Source organism: Amycolatopsis sp. NPDC031561 (assembly GCF_055580625.1).
Genome location: NZ_JBVILA010000015.1, coordinates 194,090 through 208,920, shown reverse-complemented (window position 1 = coordinate 208,920; position 14,831 = coordinate 194,090). Strand labels below are relative to the sequence as shown.

The following is a 14,831-nucleotide window of genomic DNA, read 5'->3' as shown; positions in this document are numbered from 1 at the left end:
GCGCCGCAGGACGAATGCGGTGTTCACATCTGTTGTGTTCACAGCGGCGCCGCCCCGTATTTGCGGACGGCCCAGATCAGCACCGGGCCGCCGAGGAACGCGGTCACGATGGCGACCGGTACCTCACCGGTCGGCAGCAAGACCCGGGATCCGACGTCCGCGGCCAGCATCAGGACCGGGCCGAGCAACGTGGCGAAAGCGATCAGCCACGGGATCGACGCGCCCGCCACCCGCCGCGCCAGATGCGGCACGATCAGCCCGACGAACAGGATCGGCCCGGCCAGCGCGGTGGCCGCGCCCGCCATCAGCGTGATCAGCAGCAGGGTGAACGCCCGGACACGGGCGACGTTGGCGCCGAGCGTGTGCGCGACCGTCTCGCCGAGCGCGATGGCGTTCAGCTGACGGCTCACCGCGAACGCGCCCAGCAGCGAAAGGCCGATGACGATCAGCGGGATCGTGGTCGGTGCCTGTTCGCGGCCGGCGAGCGAGCCCACCGACCAGAACCGGTAGACGTCGAAGGTGTCCGGGAACAGCAGTCGCAGGCCGAGGGTGAGGCCCAGCAGCACGGCGCTCAGCGCGGTCCCGGCGAGCACCAGCCGCAGCGGCGACCGGCTGCCGACCGCGTAGACCAGCGCCACGGCGCCGACCGCGCCCACCACCGCCAGGCCGACTTCGGCGGGAGCCGACGCGGTGAGCCCGAAGGCCGACCCCACCGCGATGGCGAATCCGGCGCCCGCGGTCACGCCGAGCACGCCGGGTTCGGCCAAAGCGTTGCGGGACAAGGCCTGCACGAGTACCCCGCCGACGGCGAGTGCCGCGCCGACGCCGACCGCGAGCACCGCCCTCGGCATCCGGATGTCCAGGACGACCGCCCGGTCACTCGGATTCCCTTCGCCCAGCAGGGCGCGCACGACCTCGCCGGGGGCGATGGCGTGCGCGCCGATGCCGACGCTCAGCACGGCGACCACGACGAGCCCGAGCAGTGCGGCGCCGAGCAGCGCGGACCGCCCGGTGGTGGTCACTTCTTGAGCAGCGGCGCGAACGCCTGGTCGATGGCGTCCAAAGTGGACGTCGCGGCCCGGTAGGTGGCGGCCTCGGTGTAGCGGAACGGGTAGACCTTGCCCGCCTTCACCGCGGGAAGTTCCTTCCACAGCGGCGAGTCGAGGACGTACTTGACCGGCGCCGGCACGGCACCGTCCGGGCCGACCGAGTAGGTGATCGCGTCGGCCTCGGCGAACGCCGTCGAGAGCTCTTCGATCGACGGGTACTCGCTGACGTCCTTGGAGCCGCCGCCCTTGACCTTGACCTGGCCGTAGTAGGTGGCGCCGAGGTCCTGCGCGATGTTGGTACCCCAGGAGCCGTTGAACTCGCGCTGGAAGTTGCCCTTCGCGACCTCGCCGTAGGCACCGACGTGGCCGAGCTTCAGCTGCGGCAGCACGGCCTTGTACTTGTCGGCCAGGCCCTTGGCCTTGGTGTCGTACGCGTTCTTGATCGCGTCGAACCCGGCGGCCGCACCGGCGGCGTCGGCCTGCTTGCGGGACAGCTCACGCCACATCGACGGCACCGACGGGCCGATCGCCACGACCGGCGCGATCGCCTCGAGCCGCTTGAGGTCGATGTCGGCGAGCACCGGCTTCGGCACGCCGATGACGATGAGATCCGGATCCGCCTGCGCGATCGCCTCGTAGTTCGTCTCCGAGGCCGCCTCGCCGGCGACCTTCGCCAGTTCGTCGTACTTCTTGCGCTCCTGCTCGTTGAACAGCGGGATACCGCGCTTCCAGCTGGACACCCCGACCAGCGGCGCGCCCGCTTCGAGCAGGGCGGGCACGGCGTAACCGGTGGCGATGACCCGCTTCGGCGAGACCGGGATGGTGATCTGGCCGTTGTCGGCGGCGAACACCCGGGTCTGGCCGTCGCCGGCCTGCCCGGCGTCGTCTCCGGATCCGCAGGCGGTGGCCGCGGTCGCGACCGTCAACGCGAGGGCGATCGCTCCGGCGAAACGACGTGTTCTGGTGGTGCTCATGGGTTTTCCTCGGTTTTCTTGGTGGGGATCAGTGGTCGTGCTCGTCGTCGAAGTCCGCGACGCCACGCTTCCAGTAGCCGGTCACGTCGTGGTCGTCCTTGCCGAGCCCGAGGTCGTTCTTGAGCCAGCGGCGCAAGGGCTTGAGCTGCCCGGCCTCCCCGGCGACCCACGCGTAGAGCCGTTCACCGGCGGGGACTTCGATCGTCTGGACCGCGCGGGCGAGGACGTCGGAGTCGCCCGCCGCGACGTCGCCGCGATGCAGCCAGTGCACCTCGACGTCTTCGGGCGCGGACAGCTCGATCTCCTCGCTCGCGTCGGTCACCTCGATGAACGCCCAGCCCGCCGCAGTGCGGGGCAGTTCTTCCAGCCAGCGCGCGATCGCGGGCAGCGCGGTGATGTCCCCGGCGAGCAGGTAGCGGTCGTAGGTGTGCGGCACGATCAGCCCGCCGGGCGGACCGGCGACGTGCACCGGGGTTCCCGGAGTCACCCTCTCCGCCCATCCGGACCCGAGGCCGCCTTCGTGCAGCGCGACGTCGAGGTCGAGTTCGCCGGAAGCCGGATCGTAGCGGCGGACCGTGTACTCGCGCGACGTCGGCGACGGCTTCGGCCAGCGCAGCATGTCGCCGTCCTGCACCGGCAGCTTCGGCTCGGCGTCGAGCTCCGGGAACAGCAGCTTCACGTGCTCGTCGGGCGAATGTGCCTCGAACCCCGCCGTGCCGGACCCGCCGAGGGTGACGCGGAGCAGTCCGGAGCCGATCATCTCGGTGCGGACGACTTCGGCCTGCCGGACGCGGATCGGGTACGGCACCTTCTCCGCGTGCTGACCGGCGCGGACCTCGGCGATGCGTTCGAGGTGCCGGTGGCGGTGGTCGGCGCGGCTCACGCGGTGGTCCCGGTGAGGAGCTTCGTCCAGTGGCCGAGGTTCGGCTGCTCGGCGAGATCGGCGAACTCCAGGTTCTCCGCGCCTTCGGAGCGCCACTGCTCGACCAGGCCCATGATCCGCATCGAGTCGAGGCCGAGGTCGGTGAGATCGGTTTCGGGCTTCAGCTCGGCCACGTCGCAGCCGAGCAGTTCCGCGACGTCCGCGTGGATCTTTCCGGTCGTGAGGCTCATCGGGGTACTCCGGCGTGGATCGGGGCCATCGCGGCGAGCGCGGCGGCGGTGGTGGTCAGTGCGCCGCAGCGCTGGGCGACGTACTCGCAGGCCTGGTCGTGGCGTTCGCGGGAGAAGTCCGCGACCGCGTCGCCGACCAGGAACGGCTGGATGTCGCGCATGAAGGCCTCGACGGCGGTGGCCTGGCAGCCGATGTGCGCGTAGACGCCGGTGATCAGCAGCTGGTCCCGGCCGGCTTCGGCGAGCTGTTCGGTGAACGTGCTGCGCTGGAACGCGCTGTAACGCCACTTCGTCAGCACGATGTCCCCCGGTCGCGGGGCGAGTTCGTCCACGACGTCGGCGGCGGCGGGGTCCTCGTCGATGACCGCGCCGATGCCGTCGCCCCAGAACTCGGTGAGCAGGCCGCGGTCCTCGGCGGCCTGGTGGCCGGGCTGGGCGGTGTAGAACACCGGGACGCCCGCCGCCCGGGCTGCTTCGGTCAGCGCGGCGATGTTCGCGACCATCTCCGGCACCGGGGAGCCCTCGTACGGCGCGAGGAAGTACCGCTGCGCGTCGTGCACCAGCAGCGCGGCGCGGGCGGAGTCGGGTTTCCAGCCGACCCGCCCGGCGGGCAACTCGGCCTCCGTCGGCAACGAGTAGGACCGGATTTCGGGTAGTGACACGACTTTCATCCCTCCTTCGCCAGGGCGGCCAGGGCCGCCCGGAGCTCACGTTTGCTGGTCTTGCCGACGCCGGTCACCGGGAACTCCGGCACGACCTGGACCAGATCGGGCACCTTGAACGCCGCCACCCCGCGCTCGCGCACGAACCGCCGCAGTTCCGCCGCGGCGGGCTCGGCACCGGCCGCGGGGACGACGTAGGCGCAGGTGCGCTCGCCCAGATACGGGTCGGGCACCGCGACGACGGCGGCGTCGAGCACCCCGGGGTGGGCCATCAGGTGGTTCTCGACCTCTTCCGCGGCCACCTTTTCGCCGCCGCGGTTGATCTGCTCCTTGGCCCGGCCGACCACTTCGAGGTGTCCCGACGGGTGCTGCCGCACGAGGTCGCCGGTGCGGTAGAAACCGTCCTCGGTGAAGGCGGTCTTGTTGTGCTCGGTGGCGCGGTAGTAGCCGCGGATCGTGTACGGCCCGCGGGTCAGCAACGCGCCGATCTCGCCCGGCGCGACGACATCGTCCGAAGTGGACAGTGGGTCGTCCGGGTTCACCACCCGGATCTCGTCGTCCGCCGAGATCGGCCGTCCCTGCGTGGCGAGGACGTACTCGTCCGGATCGTCGAGCCGGGTGTAGCAGACCAGTCCCTCGGCCATGCCGAACACCTGCTGGAGGCGGCAGCCCAGCGCGGGCCCGATCTTCTCGGCCAGTTCGCGGGCGCATTTGGCGCCGCCGACGAGCAGTACGTCCAAAGAGGACAGATCGCGGGTGGTCCTCGCGGCCGCTTGTGCCCACGCGGCGGCCAGCGGCGGCACGAGCCCGGTGATCGTCACCCCTTCGGCCTCGATCAGCCGGAAGGCGGTGTCGGCGTCCGGACGCGGCGCGAACACCGTGGCCGCGCCCGCGTGCAGCGCCCCGAGCAGGCCGGGTGAGCTGAGCGGGAAGTTGTGCGCGGCGGGCAAAGCGGCCAGGTACACGCTTTCCGGTCGCAGGCCGCAGATCCGGGCGCTTTCCCGGACGCTGTAGAGATAGTCGTCGTGCGTGCGCGGGATCAGCTTGGGCAAACCGGTGCTGCCGCCGGACAACTGCAGGAACGCGACCCCGGCGGGATCCGGGTCCGGCAGCGCTCGCGGCGTGGTCGCTTCGAGCGCGGTGAACTCTTCGGTGCCGACGACGAAGACCTCCCGCACCGAAGGGATTTCTGCCGCGACCGTACGCGCCATGGCGGCGTGGTCGAACCGTTCGTGCTCGCCGACGGTCAGGATCGCCGCGGCTTCGCTCTGTTCGGCGAAGTGCCGCAGTTCGCTGGCCCGGTGCGCGGGCAGCGCGAACACCGGCAACGCTCCCGCCCGCCACAGCCCGAAGACGACGGACGCGAACTCCGGCACGTTCGGCAGCTGCACGACGACCCGGTCGCCCGCCTGGATCCCGGCACCGGCGAACCCCGCCGCGAGACGGTGTGCCCGTTCGTCGAGTTCGGCGAAGGTCCAGCGGGCGGTCTCGCCGATCACGGCGAGACGTTCGGCGTACGCCTCGGCGAGGCCGGTGAGCAGCTTGCCGAAGGTCTGGCCGCGCCAGTGGCCCGAGGCCCGGTAGCGCGCGGCGGTCTCGGGTGGCCAGGGCACGTGGTCGGGGTTCACGCCGCTCCCTCCAGGCCGAGCGCCCGCAGCATGGTGCCGAACTTCGCGCCGGTCTCGGCGAGTTCGGCCTCCGGGTCCGAGCCCGCCACCACACCCGCTCCGGCGAACAGCCGCACGGTCCGGTCACGGACCTCGGCACAGCGGATGGTGACGACCCATTCGCCGTCACCGTCTTGGTCGGTCCAGCCGACGAGACCCGCGTAGTAGCCGCGATCCTCGGGTTCGAGCGCGGCGATGGTGTCGCGGGCGAGCCCGGTCGGGACGCCGCAGACGGCGGGCGTCGGATGCAGGGCTTCGGCCAGCGCGAGCGCGGACGAACCGGCGTCGCCCGCGTCGGCGAGCCGTCCGCTGATCCTGGTCGAGAGGTGCCACATCGTGGGGGTACCGATCACCTCGGGTTCGGCGGGGACGTCGAGGTCGACGCAGAACCGGCTCAGCACCCCGGCCACCTGCGCCGCGACGTGGGCGTGTTCGGCACGATCCTTTTCCGACGCCAGCAGATCGGCGATCCGGCGGGCGTTCTCGGCCTCGTCGGCGACGCGCGGCCGCGATCCGGCCAGCGGGTTGGCCGTCACGATCCGCCCGCGGCGGGAGACCAGCAGTTCCGGGCTCGCGCCGATCAGGGTGCGCGGCGCGGGATCCCCGGGCGCGCTGACGTCGACGGCGAAGGCGTGGGCCGCGGGGTCGGCGTGGACGAGCCGGGCCAGCAGCCGCGGCACGGCGATGGGGTCGCCACCGGTGACGTCGAGGCAGCGGGCCAGCACGATCTTGCGCAGGTCACCGTCGCGGATCTCGTCCAGCGCCTTCGCCACGGCAGTGGTGTAGACCTCAGGCGCGGGCCGGGGCGACACCGACCAGCTCCCGCCACCGAGCGGGGCCACCGGCCTGCCCGCCCCCGGCGCGCCCGCCCGGCGCACCACCGCGGGCACCACCAGGCTGCTCGGGGCGTCCGGCCGGAAGCCGATCGCTCCCGCCACCACGGGCTCGGTCACGCCCGCCACGAGGGCGGCGTCGAGGACTTCGGCGGCGGCGCGGGCACGCCTGCCCGGTGCCGCGTGGACCGGGGAGTACACCCCGTCGGCGAGCAGCGATCCTCGAGCGGACGAGAAGTAGAACGATCCGGGCAGGTACGCCGCCAGCAGATCGGCCGCCTGGTGGACCGGCCTTGGTCGGGCCGGTGCAGGTGAGGACACGACAGGATTCCCTTTCGCAAATACCACTGATCAGGCAGGTAATTTCGGTTAGCCTAACCTAATCACGCCACTCCAAGAAGCTTTCGTTGCGTCATCGAGATCACGCCCGGAGCGTGGCGCCACCGTCGACGTAGAGGTTCTGCATCGTGATGTGCCGTGCCCGATCCGAGGCCAAAAACAGGACGGCGTCGGCGATGTCGGCGGGTTCGGCTATCCGGCCCAGCGGTATGCCGACACGGTACTGTTCCGGATTTCCCGCGATGACACGGTCCGCGCCGTTTTCGTCCGTCCACAGTAGACGCTGCATTTCGGTGTCGGTCGAACCGGGCGAGACGATGTTGCAGCGGATGCCGGAACCGGCGAGTTCGAGGCCGAGACAGCGGGTCAGCATCGTCGCGGCGGCCTTCGAAGCGGCGTAGGCGGCCATCCCGGTCCTCGGGACACCCGCGGCGTTCGACCCGACCGTCACCAGCACCCCGCTCCGGCGGGGCAGCATCCGGCGGGAGATCTCGCGGAGCACCGTGAAGACGCCGGTGGAGTTGACCGCGAAGGTCGCGGCCCAGTCCTCGTCGCTCGTCTCGCAGACGGATCCCGGCTTCAGCACGCCCGCGACGGACGCGCCGATCCCGATCGGCCCGAGTTCGCGTTCGACCTCGCCGACCACCCGCGCCACGGCCGCGGGGTCCCCGACGTCCGCGACGAACGAGGTCACGCCGTCCCGGGACGGCCCTTCAGCCAGGTCCACCGCCGCCACGATCGCACCCGCTTCGGCGAGCCCGTCCACGACGGCCGCCCCGATTCCGCGCGCGCCTCCGGTGACGAGCGCGACCTTGCCCTCGATACCTTCCACGCCACAACCACCCTACGTCCCATTGCTTAGCCTTGCCTAAGCTAGCTGGCTAATCCGGACAAAGCGAGGGAACGACACCGGTGATTCGGACCACTCCTAACCGGGCAGGGGGCAGGACAGCGGCCCGCGTTCGGTTCCTCCGCCCCGCAGGGTGATCTGCGTAGTTCCGCCGAGCGAGTCCCTGGCGGTGCAGATGATCTGGTCGACGGCCCTCGCCGACAGCCCGGCGACGTCGACCGAAAGCGTCACCTTGACACCGTTCAGCGCGGCCGTCTGGCCGAGAACCGTGGCTCCGAAGGGAACTTCGCTGCTATAGCTCCGTTCTCGCTCGTTCTCGTCCGGCCCCGCGGCCAGCAGGTCGATGGGGTTCACCGGAGCCAGCCCGCCGGGGAGCGGGCGCAGCACCCGGACCGGCTGACCGCCGGACAGGAAGTAGAGCACCGTGCCTTCGGCCGGGCCCACCGGAGCGGGCGCGCCGGGGATGACACCGCTGGGCCGCACACCGCAGCCGGTGACCACCGAAACCATCAAGATCAGCGCGAGCCAGGTCTTCTTCATACCGTCACCTCCCGACGAGGCAAGCGCATCGTGAACACCGCGCCACCGTCCACGCCGTTCGCGGCGGTCAGGTCGCCGCCGTGCAGGCGGGCGTTCTCCCGCGCGATCGCGAGACCGAGCCCGCTCCCGCCCGAGCGCGCCCTGGCCGAATCCGCCTTGTAGAACCGGTCGAACACGTGCGGCAGCACCTCCGGCGCCAGCCCCGGCCCGCGGTCCGCGACCTCCAGCGTGATCCACTCCCCCGCTTCGGAGAGCCGGAGCGAAACGGGCTTTTCCCCGTGCCGCAACGCGTTCCCGACCAGATTCGCCACGATCACGTCCACCCGCCGCGGATCCAGCCCGGCGAAGATCCCGACGGGCAGGTCACCCTCCACCTCGGCGGTCCAGCCGCGGATGCGCAGGCTCGCCGCGATCACTTCGGCGACGTCGACCTCCTCGGGCGCGAGGGCCGCGGCCTTGGCGTCGAACCGGGACACCTCGATGAGGTCGTTCACCAGCCGGGTCAAGTGGTGCGTCTCGTCGATGCTCAGCCGCGCCGCGCGGCCGGCGTCGCCCGGCAGCTTCGACGCTTCCTGCTCCAGCACGTCCGCGACCGCGGTCATCGCGGCCAGCGGAGTGCGCAGTTCGTGCGAGACGTCGGCGACGAACCGCCGCGCGTCGGCCTCCATCCGTTCCAGCTCACCGACGTGACGTTCCAGTACTTCGGCCGTCTCGTTGAACGTGCGCGCGACTCCGGCCAGTTCGTCCGAGCCGCGGACGCTGATCCGCGCCCGCAGGTCACCCGAACCCAGCCGGCGGGCCGCTTCGCCCAGTTCCCGCACCGGCCGCAGGACGCCGCGAGCGGCCAGCAGCGCCAGACCGATGGCAAAGACGAGCGCCGCCCCGCCGATCAGCCAGGCACGGGTGGCGAGTTCGGCGATGCTCTCTTCCTCCGGCTCCATGCTGCGGGCGACGTAGGCCTCGATGCCCGAAGCCCGCTCCTGCCCGCCTGGAAGCTGCACGGTGAACCTGGTGCCCACCACCAACATCGGCCTGCCCCCGGACTCGACTCGTTGCCACGCGACGTTTCCCGACCGGACCTCCTCGCGAAGCTCGGGCGAGATCAGCGATCGGAGCTGCTCGTTCCCGCTCGACTGGTCCTCGTACAGGACCAAGGAGCTCAGGTCACGGTCGGACAGGTCGCCGCTGATCCGGTCCAGCGTCCCGCCCACCGGCGGCAGCGGGCCGAGCGGGTACAGCGCGGTGGCCTTGTCGATCAGGACGCGCGCGGTGGCGTCCTGCGCCTGCTGGAGGATCACCGTGCGGGACTGGACATAGCCACCACCGGCGACCGTCGCCGCGGTGATCACGACCAGCAGGCTGAACGCCAGCAGCAGGCGGGTTCGCAGACCCCAAAGCTTCACAGTGGCCCGAACCGGTAGCCGAACCCGCGGACCGTCTGCACGTACACCGGCGCGGACGAGTCGTCCTCGATCTTCGCGCGCAGCCGTTGCACGCAGGCGTCGACGACCCGGGAGTCACCGAAATACCCGTGCTCCCACACGTTTTCCAGCAGGTATTGGCGGCTGAGCACCCGGCCGGGCACCTGGGTGAGTTCCAGCAGCAGCCGCAGTTCCGTCGGGGCGAGGGGGACGGGTTTGCCGTCCTTGGTCACCGTCAGCGCGGCACGGTCGACGCCGAGGTCACCGTACTGTTCGATCTCCGGCTGCGCCGGCACCGAGGGCGGTGTCTGCCCGCTGCGGCGCAGCACCGCGCGGATCCGCGCCTCGAGTACCTGCGCCCTGGCGGGTTTGACCACGTAGTCGTCCGCGCCGGCGGCGAGCCCGGCCACCACGTCGATGTCCTCGTTGCGCGCGGTGAGCATGATGATCGGCAGATCACCCGTGGCCCGGATGCGGCGGCAGACCTCGAAGCCGTCCAGTCCCGGCAGCATCAGGTCCAGCACGACGATGTCCGGCGGCCTCGACGCGAGCCGGGCGAGACCTTCCTCTCCGGTGGCCACCGCGTCGACCGCGTGGCCCCGTCCGCCCAACGCCATGCTCAGCCCCTCACGCACGGCTTGGTCGTCCTCGATGAGCAGCACCCTGGGCATGCCGACGACTATCGCAGCGCCGGACGGAATCCGCTCGTCCATGACACGCCATGGTGCCCGCCCGGCATCCACGGAGCGTCCGCGGAATGTCTTCGTTCTGTCACAGCGTGGTCCGTGCGGAACGGTGACCTTTTCGTCGGCGTCCGCGCACGCCATCGCGATCGGCCTCGGACAAGCGCCGTCGACTGTGGACGGTATGAAGGAATTCGTTCTCGCGGTGATCACCCGCGTCCTCGCGGTCCTGCTGCTGATCCCGGCGTGGCTGCGCTCCCCCGGCCACGCCAAGCGGCTCGCCTGCGGATGGGCGCTGTCGCTGCGGTTCCCCGCCGAAGACCTGGCCGGGCTCACCGGCGGAACCCTCGCCGCGTTCACCGCCGCCAGGACCGAAGCCTTCTGGCGGCACCGGACGCTGCTCGGCCTCACTTCGGGACACCGCGATGCCGCCGAGCAGCATCGACTGTTCCTCGACGAGGCCGGGCGGGACGGGAAACGCGTCCTGCCCCCGAAGGATTCGGCGCACGTCCGGGGTACCGCGCTGGACGTCCGGCCGCGCGAGGGAGCGCAGTGGCTGGAAGACCACGGCGCCCGCTTCGCGCTCTACCGGATCTATGACAACGAGTGGTGGCATTTCGAGCACCGGCCCGGGGAAGCCCGGCCCGCGCGGCTGCCCTACCCCGGCTGGGAGGTGGGGGTCACGCGGTGACGGTCACCCGGGGAGCCAGCGCCGCCAGGAAGTCGGCCGCGTCGAAGACCTCCCCCGCCGACACGACGCCGGTCGCCTTGACCCGCCCGTCGAGCACCCGCTGCACCGCCTCCACCACCAGCGGCGCGGTGATCGCGTAGATGTCCTGACCCTGGGCGGAGATCCGCCGTTCCGCACCACCGGACCGCACGACGACGTCGACCACGAACGTCTGCGCGGACGGGCCGTCCGCGGCGGGCGCCGGGGTCCCGGGCGTCACCACCTCACTGGCGGCGTTCACCGTCATGTACGTGGTCACTTCGGGAATGGCGAGGTGACTCGGGACGGTGACCACGTCGGCCATCGTGAACTCGCCGAGCACGGCACGGGTCCCGAGCGGCGCGGGGAAATCCCAGTCCAGGGCGGACGGAGCGTCGTCACGGTGCTCGATCCGTCCGCCGGAGAAGCGGAGCCGCCGGCCGTTGCGGCGCTCCCGCGAGACCTTGCTCGCCGCGCGGGTCCCCTCCGTCGGATGCCAGCTGCTCAGCGCGTAGGCGATGTGCGCTTCGTCGGCCGACGTCCAGTCGCCCATCGCGGCGGTGACCAGAAGGTCGCCGAGCCCGCCGAAGAACGCCATCGCCGGGATCACCGTCGCCCCCTCGGCTCGGTCGCCGAACTTCGCGAAGGTGTCGATGTTCGCTTCGATCTCCGCGGCCACGTCCAGGTACGGGACGCCCGCCCGCAGCGCCGCCTCGATCACCGGAGCGGCGGTGTCGGCGAACGGCCCGGCGGCGTTGATCACCGCGTCCACACCCTCGAAGGCACTGTCGAGCGAGGCTGGGTCGTACACCGAAGCCTGCCGGATTTCCAGGTCCGGCCAAGGAAGGCCGCGCAGTTTCGCTTCGTCGCGGCCGACCGCCAGCACTCCGAAGCCCCGCTCGCGCAGCTCCTCCACCACGAACCGGCCGGTGTGCCCGTAAGCCCCGAACACCGCGACGTCATACCCCGTACCCATGGGTTTCTCCTGCCCTCGGCTGATCCACTGTGGACCATCCTGCCGACGGGAATCGCCTGCCGACAGTGTCCGGAACGCCATCATGCGTACACTTTCGGACATGAGTACGGTCGCCCTCGCCGCCACCGACGGCATGCTGCAGTTCGAGCTCGCCATCGCACAGGAGGTCTTCGGTTCGGGCCTGCCGGGCTTCGAGGGCTCCTGGTACGAGCTCATCGTCTGTGGCCCGGCCCCGGTGAAGGTCGGCCGATTCCTCCTCGAGCCGGATCACGGCCTCGAAAGGCTCGTGCGCGCCGACACCGTCATCGTTCCCGGGTGGGCCGACATCGACGTCGACCCGCCCGCCGACCTCGTCGACGCCGTCCGAGCCGCCCACGAAGCGGGCGCACGGGTGGCGTCCCTCTGCACCGGCGCGTTCGTCCTGGCGGCCGCCGGTCTTCTCGACGGCCGCCGCGCGACGACGCACTGGGCGCACACCGACGACCTCGCCACCCGCCATCCGCTGGTGGAGGTCGATCCGGACGTCCTCTACGTCGACAACGGCAGCGTGCTCACCTCGGCGGGCAAGGCCGCGGCGATGGACCTGTGCCTGCATCTGGTCCGCTCCGACCACGGCTCGGCGGTCGCGAACACCGTCGCCCGCCGCCTGGTCGTCCCGCCGCACCGCGCGGGCGGGCAGGCCCAGTTCGTCACCTCGCCGGTGCCCGAGCAGGACGACCATCCGCTCGGCGGCCTGCTGCCCTGGGTGACCGAACGGCTGGACCGGCCGCTGACCGTCGAAGACCTCGCCCGGCACGCCAACATGAGTTCCCGCAATCTCGCGCGGCACTTCCGGTCGGCGACCGGGACTACGCCGTTGCGCTGGCTGCTGATCCAGCGCATCCGCCGCGCGCAGGAACTCCTGGAGCGGACCGACGACAGCGTCGACCTCATCGCGGAGGCCACCGGGATGGGCACCGCCACGACACTCCGACGGCATTTCAACCGGACCGTCGGAGTACCGCCGGACAGCTACCGCCGCACCTTCCGGGCTCAGGTGGCTAGCGGAGCCGTGCGGTGATCAGGTCCGCGACGGCCGCCATCCCGGCCTCGTTCGGGTGGTAGGGAACGCGTCCCGGCGACGTCGCGTACCGCTCCCTCCAGGGAATCGCGGCGCAGCCGTCGTGGTGCGTGCTCGCGGCCTCGCGTTCGAAGGCCAGTTGCGCCGGGGTGAGAGGCACTCCGTCGCAGGCGGAAGGGGATCGCCGACGCCATCCGCGACGGCGATCCGAAGGCGGCCGCGAGCGCGATGCGCCGGCACGTCCAGACGGTCAGCAGGGTCCGGCTGCTGTCCTGGGACCCGCAGAGCGATTAGCTCCCCTAGGCTCGTTCTCGTGCCTCTCGTGGAAATCACCTACTCGCCCCAACTTCCCGAAGCCAAGCTGCGTGAGCTGGGTTCGGTTCTGCCGCATCTCGTGTCCCTCGCGGTGGAGTGCCCCGAGGAGCCCTACGACGGCGATCTGCAGCCGGGCGACGTCGAACTGCGCTTCCGTCGACCGGGACCGTTCGACCGCTTCGGGCTCGACCTCCTGGTCGAGGTCCGGTCCAAGTGGTTTCCCAGCCGGGCGGACAACCGCCAGGAACGGGTGGACCTGCTCCGCACGAGCATCGAAGCCGCGACCGGGATCGACGACGTCGGCGTGTACCTCTCCCTGCCCGTCGCCGCCTGGTCCCAGTCGGACTAGCGCTCCCCGAACACGTTCCGCCGGACGAACGGGTTCCGGAACTTGCCGTCCGGGTCGAGTTCGACGGCCAGCGCCCGGAAATCGGCCAGCTTCGGGTAGTCCGCCGCCTGATGGAAGAGCTTCCCCCAGTGCGGCCGGACCTCGAAGGGCGCCAAGCGTTCCTCCATCACCGGGAGCAGGGCGCGAACCGCGTCCTCGTCCGGCAGCCAGGTGAAGTGCAGTGCCACCCGGTCGCCGCCGTGGAACGGGCTGAGCCACAGGTCGTCCCCCGCGACCGTGCGGATCTCCGAGGTGAGCAGGACGGGCGCCAGCCGGTGCCCGATCCCGCGCATCGCCTCCATCGCGGCGACGGCGTGCCGGACGGGCACGAAGTACTCGGTCTGCAGCTCGTTGCCGACGCTGGGCGTGAAGTCCAGGCGGAAATGCGGGATCCGTTCGTGCCACGGCCCTGCCACCCCGAGTTGCCGGGTGCAGTTGTCCGCCGGGATCCCCGCCGCGTGCGCCGGATGCCGCGGCCCGTCCGCCGCCTTCGCACCGAAGAAGTCAGCGCCCGGCCGTCCCGGACCCTTGACCCAGACCTGGTCGATCTCGCCGCGGGCCCAGTTCGTGAACAGGCTGACGCTGTATCCCGCGTCCTGGATCTCTTCGAAATGCTCGTAGGCCGACTCCCAGGGCAAACCGTCGAAGACGTCCTGGCGGAGGTCGAAGGACGGCACCAAGTCGAGGGTCAGCCGGGTCACCACACCCAGCGCGCCGAGCCCGACGACAACGCCGTCGTGCCCTTCGTAGGTCCGCAAGTCGCCGTTCGCGGTGACCAGCTCCAAACCGGACACTGCCGACGCGAGGCTCTGGTTACGCCGTCCGGATCCATGGGTCGCCGTCGCGACGGTGCCCGCCACCGTGCAATGAGGCAGCGAAGCGAGATTGGCGAGCGCGAAACCGGCCGCTTGCACCTGCACCGCGACGTCGCCATAGCGCGCCGCGGCCGGCACGGTGACCGTCGCGTTCTCCGCGTCGACCACCGCTTCGACCTCGAGCGCCGACAGGCCGAGCTGGACACCGCCCGGACAGTCCGCGATGTCGTTGAAGCAATGCCTGCTGCCGAGCGCCTTGACCGCTGTCGCTCCGGCGACGGCGTCCTGGACCTGTTCGACCGTGCGCGGGCGAAGGATCCGTTCCGCGGTGAAGGTCAGATTTCCCGCCCAGTTCGTCTCGCGCACCCTGCCCAGCCTAGATTGCCGAAGTCGGCTTCACACCGAGGAGGTTCGCACTGACAGGCATTCCCGGCGAG

At 71.1% G+C, this 14,831-nt stretch carries 17 protein-coding genes and 1 pseudogene; 4 read left to right on the top strand and 14 right to left on the bottom strand.

All coding sequences use genetic code 11. The features are described from left to right. Positions 1–38: 38 nt before the first annotated feature. The 11 genes from ACZ5IK_RS27255 to ACZ5IK_RS27205 form a co-directional block, all read right to left on the bottom strand. Positions 39–1,022, bottom strand: coding sequence for a FecCD family ABC transporter permease (locus tag ACZ5IK_RS27255; protein ID WP_410598652.1), 984 nt, complete (start codon positions 1,020–1,022; stop codon positions 39–41). After that, on the bottom strand, positions 1,019–2,023 hold the full coding sequence (locus tag ACZ5IK_RS27250; RefSeq protein WP_465490269.1) for an ABC transporter substrate-binding protein: 1,005 nt from the start codon (positions 2,021–2,023) through the stop codon (positions 1,019–1,021). The genes ACZ5IK_RS27255 and ACZ5IK_RS27250 overlap by 4 nt, the downstream gene beginning before the upstream one ends. 28 nt (positions 2,024–2,051) lie before the next feature. Continuing rightward, positions 2,052–2,906: a siderophore-interacting protein gene (locus tag ACZ5IK_RS27245; protein ID WP_465490268.1), complete on the bottom strand. Its 855-nt coding sequence runs from the start codon at positions 2,904–2,906 to the stop codon at positions 2,052–2,054. Next, positions 2,903–3,136 (bottom strand): phosphopantetheine-binding protein, encoded by a 234-nt coding sequence (locus tag ACZ5IK_RS27240; RefSeq protein WP_465490267.1) that lies wholly within the window; start codon positions 3,134–3,136, stop codon positions 2,903–2,905. Before ACZ5IK_RS27240 ends, ACZ5IK_RS27245 begins: the two co-directional genes overlap by 4 nt. Continuing rightward, on the bottom strand, positions 3,133–3,807 hold the full coding sequence (locus tag ACZ5IK_RS27235; protein ID WP_465490266.1) for an isochorismatase family protein: 675 nt from the start codon (positions 3,805–3,807) through the stop codon (positions 3,133–3,135). The genes ACZ5IK_RS27240 and ACZ5IK_RS27235 overlap by 4 nt, the downstream gene beginning before the upstream one ends. Continuing rightward, positions 3,804–5,426: a (2,3-dihydroxybenzoyl)adenylate synthase gene (locus tag ACZ5IK_RS27230; RefSeq protein WP_465490265.1), complete on the bottom strand. Its 1,623-nt coding sequence runs from the start codon at positions 5,424–5,426 to the stop codon at positions 3,804–3,806. Before ACZ5IK_RS27230 ends, ACZ5IK_RS27235 begins: the two co-directional genes overlap by 4 nt. Further along, a complete protein-coding gene (locus tag ACZ5IK_RS27225) occupies positions 5,423–6,619 on the bottom strand; it encodes an isochorismate synthase (RefSeq protein ID WP_465490264.1) in 1,197 nt (398 codons plus the stop codon). The genes ACZ5IK_RS27230 and ACZ5IK_RS27225 overlap by 4 nt, the downstream gene beginning before the upstream one ends. Before the next feature lie 100 nt (positions 6,620–6,719). After that, a complete protein-coding gene (gene dhbA / locus ACZ5IK_RS27220; RefSeq protein ID WP_465490263.1) occupies positions 6,720–7,469 on the bottom strand; it encodes a 2,3-dihydro-2,3-dihydroxybenzoate dehydrogenase in 750 nt (249 codons plus the stop codon). 96 nt (positions 7,470–7,565) lie between these two features. Further along, entirely contained in the window at positions 7,566–8,027 is a 462-nt protein-coding gene (locus ACZ5IK_RS27215) for a GerMN domain-containing protein (protein ID WP_465490262.1), read from the bottom strand. After that, complete coding sequence (locus ACZ5IK_RS27210) at positions 8,024–9,430, bottom strand: ATP-binding protein (protein ID WP_465490261.1); 1,407 nt, start codon at positions 9,428–9,430, stop codon at positions 8,024–8,026. The genes ACZ5IK_RS27215 and ACZ5IK_RS27210 overlap by 4 nt, the downstream gene beginning before the upstream one ends. Then, on the bottom strand, positions 9,427–10,161 hold the full coding sequence (locus tag ACZ5IK_RS27205; RefSeq protein WP_465490260.1) for a response regulator: 735 nt from the start codon (positions 10,159–10,161) through the stop codon (positions 9,427–9,429). The genes ACZ5IK_RS27210 and ACZ5IK_RS27205 overlap by 4 nt, the downstream gene beginning before the upstream one ends. A gap of 154 nt (positions 10,162–10,315) precedes the next feature. On the opposite strand from ACZ5IK_RS27205, the gene ACZ5IK_RS27200 reads away from it, so the two are divergent. After that, positions 10,316–10,822, top strand: coding sequence for a M15 family metallopeptidase domain-containing protein (locus ACZ5IK_RS27200; protein ID WP_465490259.1), 507 nt, complete (start codon positions 10,316–10,318; stop codon positions 10,820–10,822). Here the strand turns inward: ACZ5IK_RS27200 and ACZ5IK_RS27195 are convergent. Then, on the bottom strand, positions 10,812–11,816 hold the full coding sequence (locus ACZ5IK_RS27195) for a saccharopine dehydrogenase family protein (protein WP_465490258.1): 1,005 nt from the start codon (positions 11,814–11,816) through the stop codon (positions 10,812–10,814). The two genes, ACZ5IK_RS27200 and ACZ5IK_RS27195, sit on opposite strands and share 11 nt — an antisense overlap. A gap of 100 nt (positions 11,817–11,916) precedes the next feature. Here ACZ5IK_RS27195 and ACZ5IK_RS27190 point away from each other — a divergent pair, with 100 nt between their 5' ends. Continuing rightward, entirely contained in the window at positions 11,917–12,876 is a 960-nt protein-coding gene (locus ACZ5IK_RS27190) for a helix-turn-helix domain-containing protein (protein ID WP_465490257.1), read from the top strand. Here ACZ5IK_RS27190 and ACZ5IK_RS27185 read toward each other — a convergent pair. Next, positions 12,857–13,036 (bottom strand): hypothetical protein, encoded by a 180-nt coding sequence (locus ACZ5IK_RS27185; protein ID WP_465490256.1) that lies wholly within the window; start codon positions 13,034–13,036, stop codon positions 12,857–12,859. The genes ACZ5IK_RS27190 and ACZ5IK_RS27185 overlap by 20 nt on opposite strands. A 20-nt stretch (positions 13,037–13,056) precedes the next feature. On the opposite strand from ACZ5IK_RS27185, the pseudogene ACZ5IK_RS27180 reads away from it, so the two are divergent. Both ACZ5IK_RS27180 and ACZ5IK_RS27175 read left to right on the top strand, forming a co-directional pair. Further along, positions 13,057–13,170, top strand: a pseudogene (locus ACZ5IK_RS27180) (GntR family transcriptional regulator); the annotation flags it as partial. A 19-nt stretch (positions 13,171–13,189) separates the two neighbouring features. After that, on the top strand, positions 13,190–13,540 hold the full coding sequence (locus ACZ5IK_RS27175) for a hypothetical protein (protein WP_465490255.1): 351 nt from the start codon (positions 13,190–13,192) through the stop codon (positions 13,538–13,540). Here the strand turns inward: ACZ5IK_RS27175 and ACZ5IK_RS27170 are convergent. Next, positions 13,537–14,760: an FAD-binding protein gene (locus ACZ5IK_RS27170; RefSeq protein WP_465490254.1), complete on the bottom strand. Its 1,224-nt coding sequence runs from the start codon at positions 14,758–14,760 to the stop codon at positions 13,537–13,539. The genes ACZ5IK_RS27175 and ACZ5IK_RS27170 overlap by 4 nt on opposite strands. Between the last annotated feature and the right edge of the window lie 71 nt (positions 14,761–14,831).

Excerpts from the sequence above, each read along its gene's own strand:
- ACZ5IK_RS27200 (WP_465490259.1), top strand. The coding sequence starts at position 10,316 with ATGAAGGAATTCGTTCTCGCGGTGATCACCCGCGTCCTCGCGGTCCTG.
- ACZ5IK_RS27250 (WP_465490269.1), bottom strand. The coding sequence starts at position 2,023 with ATGAGCACCACCAGAACACGTCGTTTCGCCGGAGCGATCGCCCTCGCG.
- ACZ5IK_RS27215 (WP_465490262.1), bottom strand. The coding sequence starts at position 8,027 with ATGAAGAAGACCTGGCTCGCGCTGATCTTGATGGTTTCGGTGGTCACC.
- ACZ5IK_RS27235 (WP_465490266.1), bottom strand. The coding sequence starts at position 3,807 with ATGAAAGTCGTGTCACTACCCGAAATCCGGTCCTACTCGTTGCCGACG.
- ACZ5IK_RS27190 (WP_465490257.1), top strand. The coding sequence starts at position 11,917 with ATGAGTACGGTCGCCCTCGCCGCCACCGACGGCATGCTGCAGTTCGAG.
- ACZ5IK_RS27240 (WP_465490267.1), bottom strand. The coding sequence starts at position 3,136 with ATGAGCCTCACGACCGGAAAGATCCACGCGGACGTCGCGGAACTGCTC.
- ACZ5IK_RS27195 (WP_465490258.1), bottom strand. The coding sequence starts at position 11,816 with ATGGGTACGGGGTATGACGTCGCGGTGTTCGGGGCTTACGGGCACACC.
- ACZ5IK_RS27205 (WP_465490260.1), bottom strand. The coding sequence starts at position 10,161 with ATGGACGAGCGGATTCCGTCCGGCGCTGCGATAGTCGTCGGCATGCCC.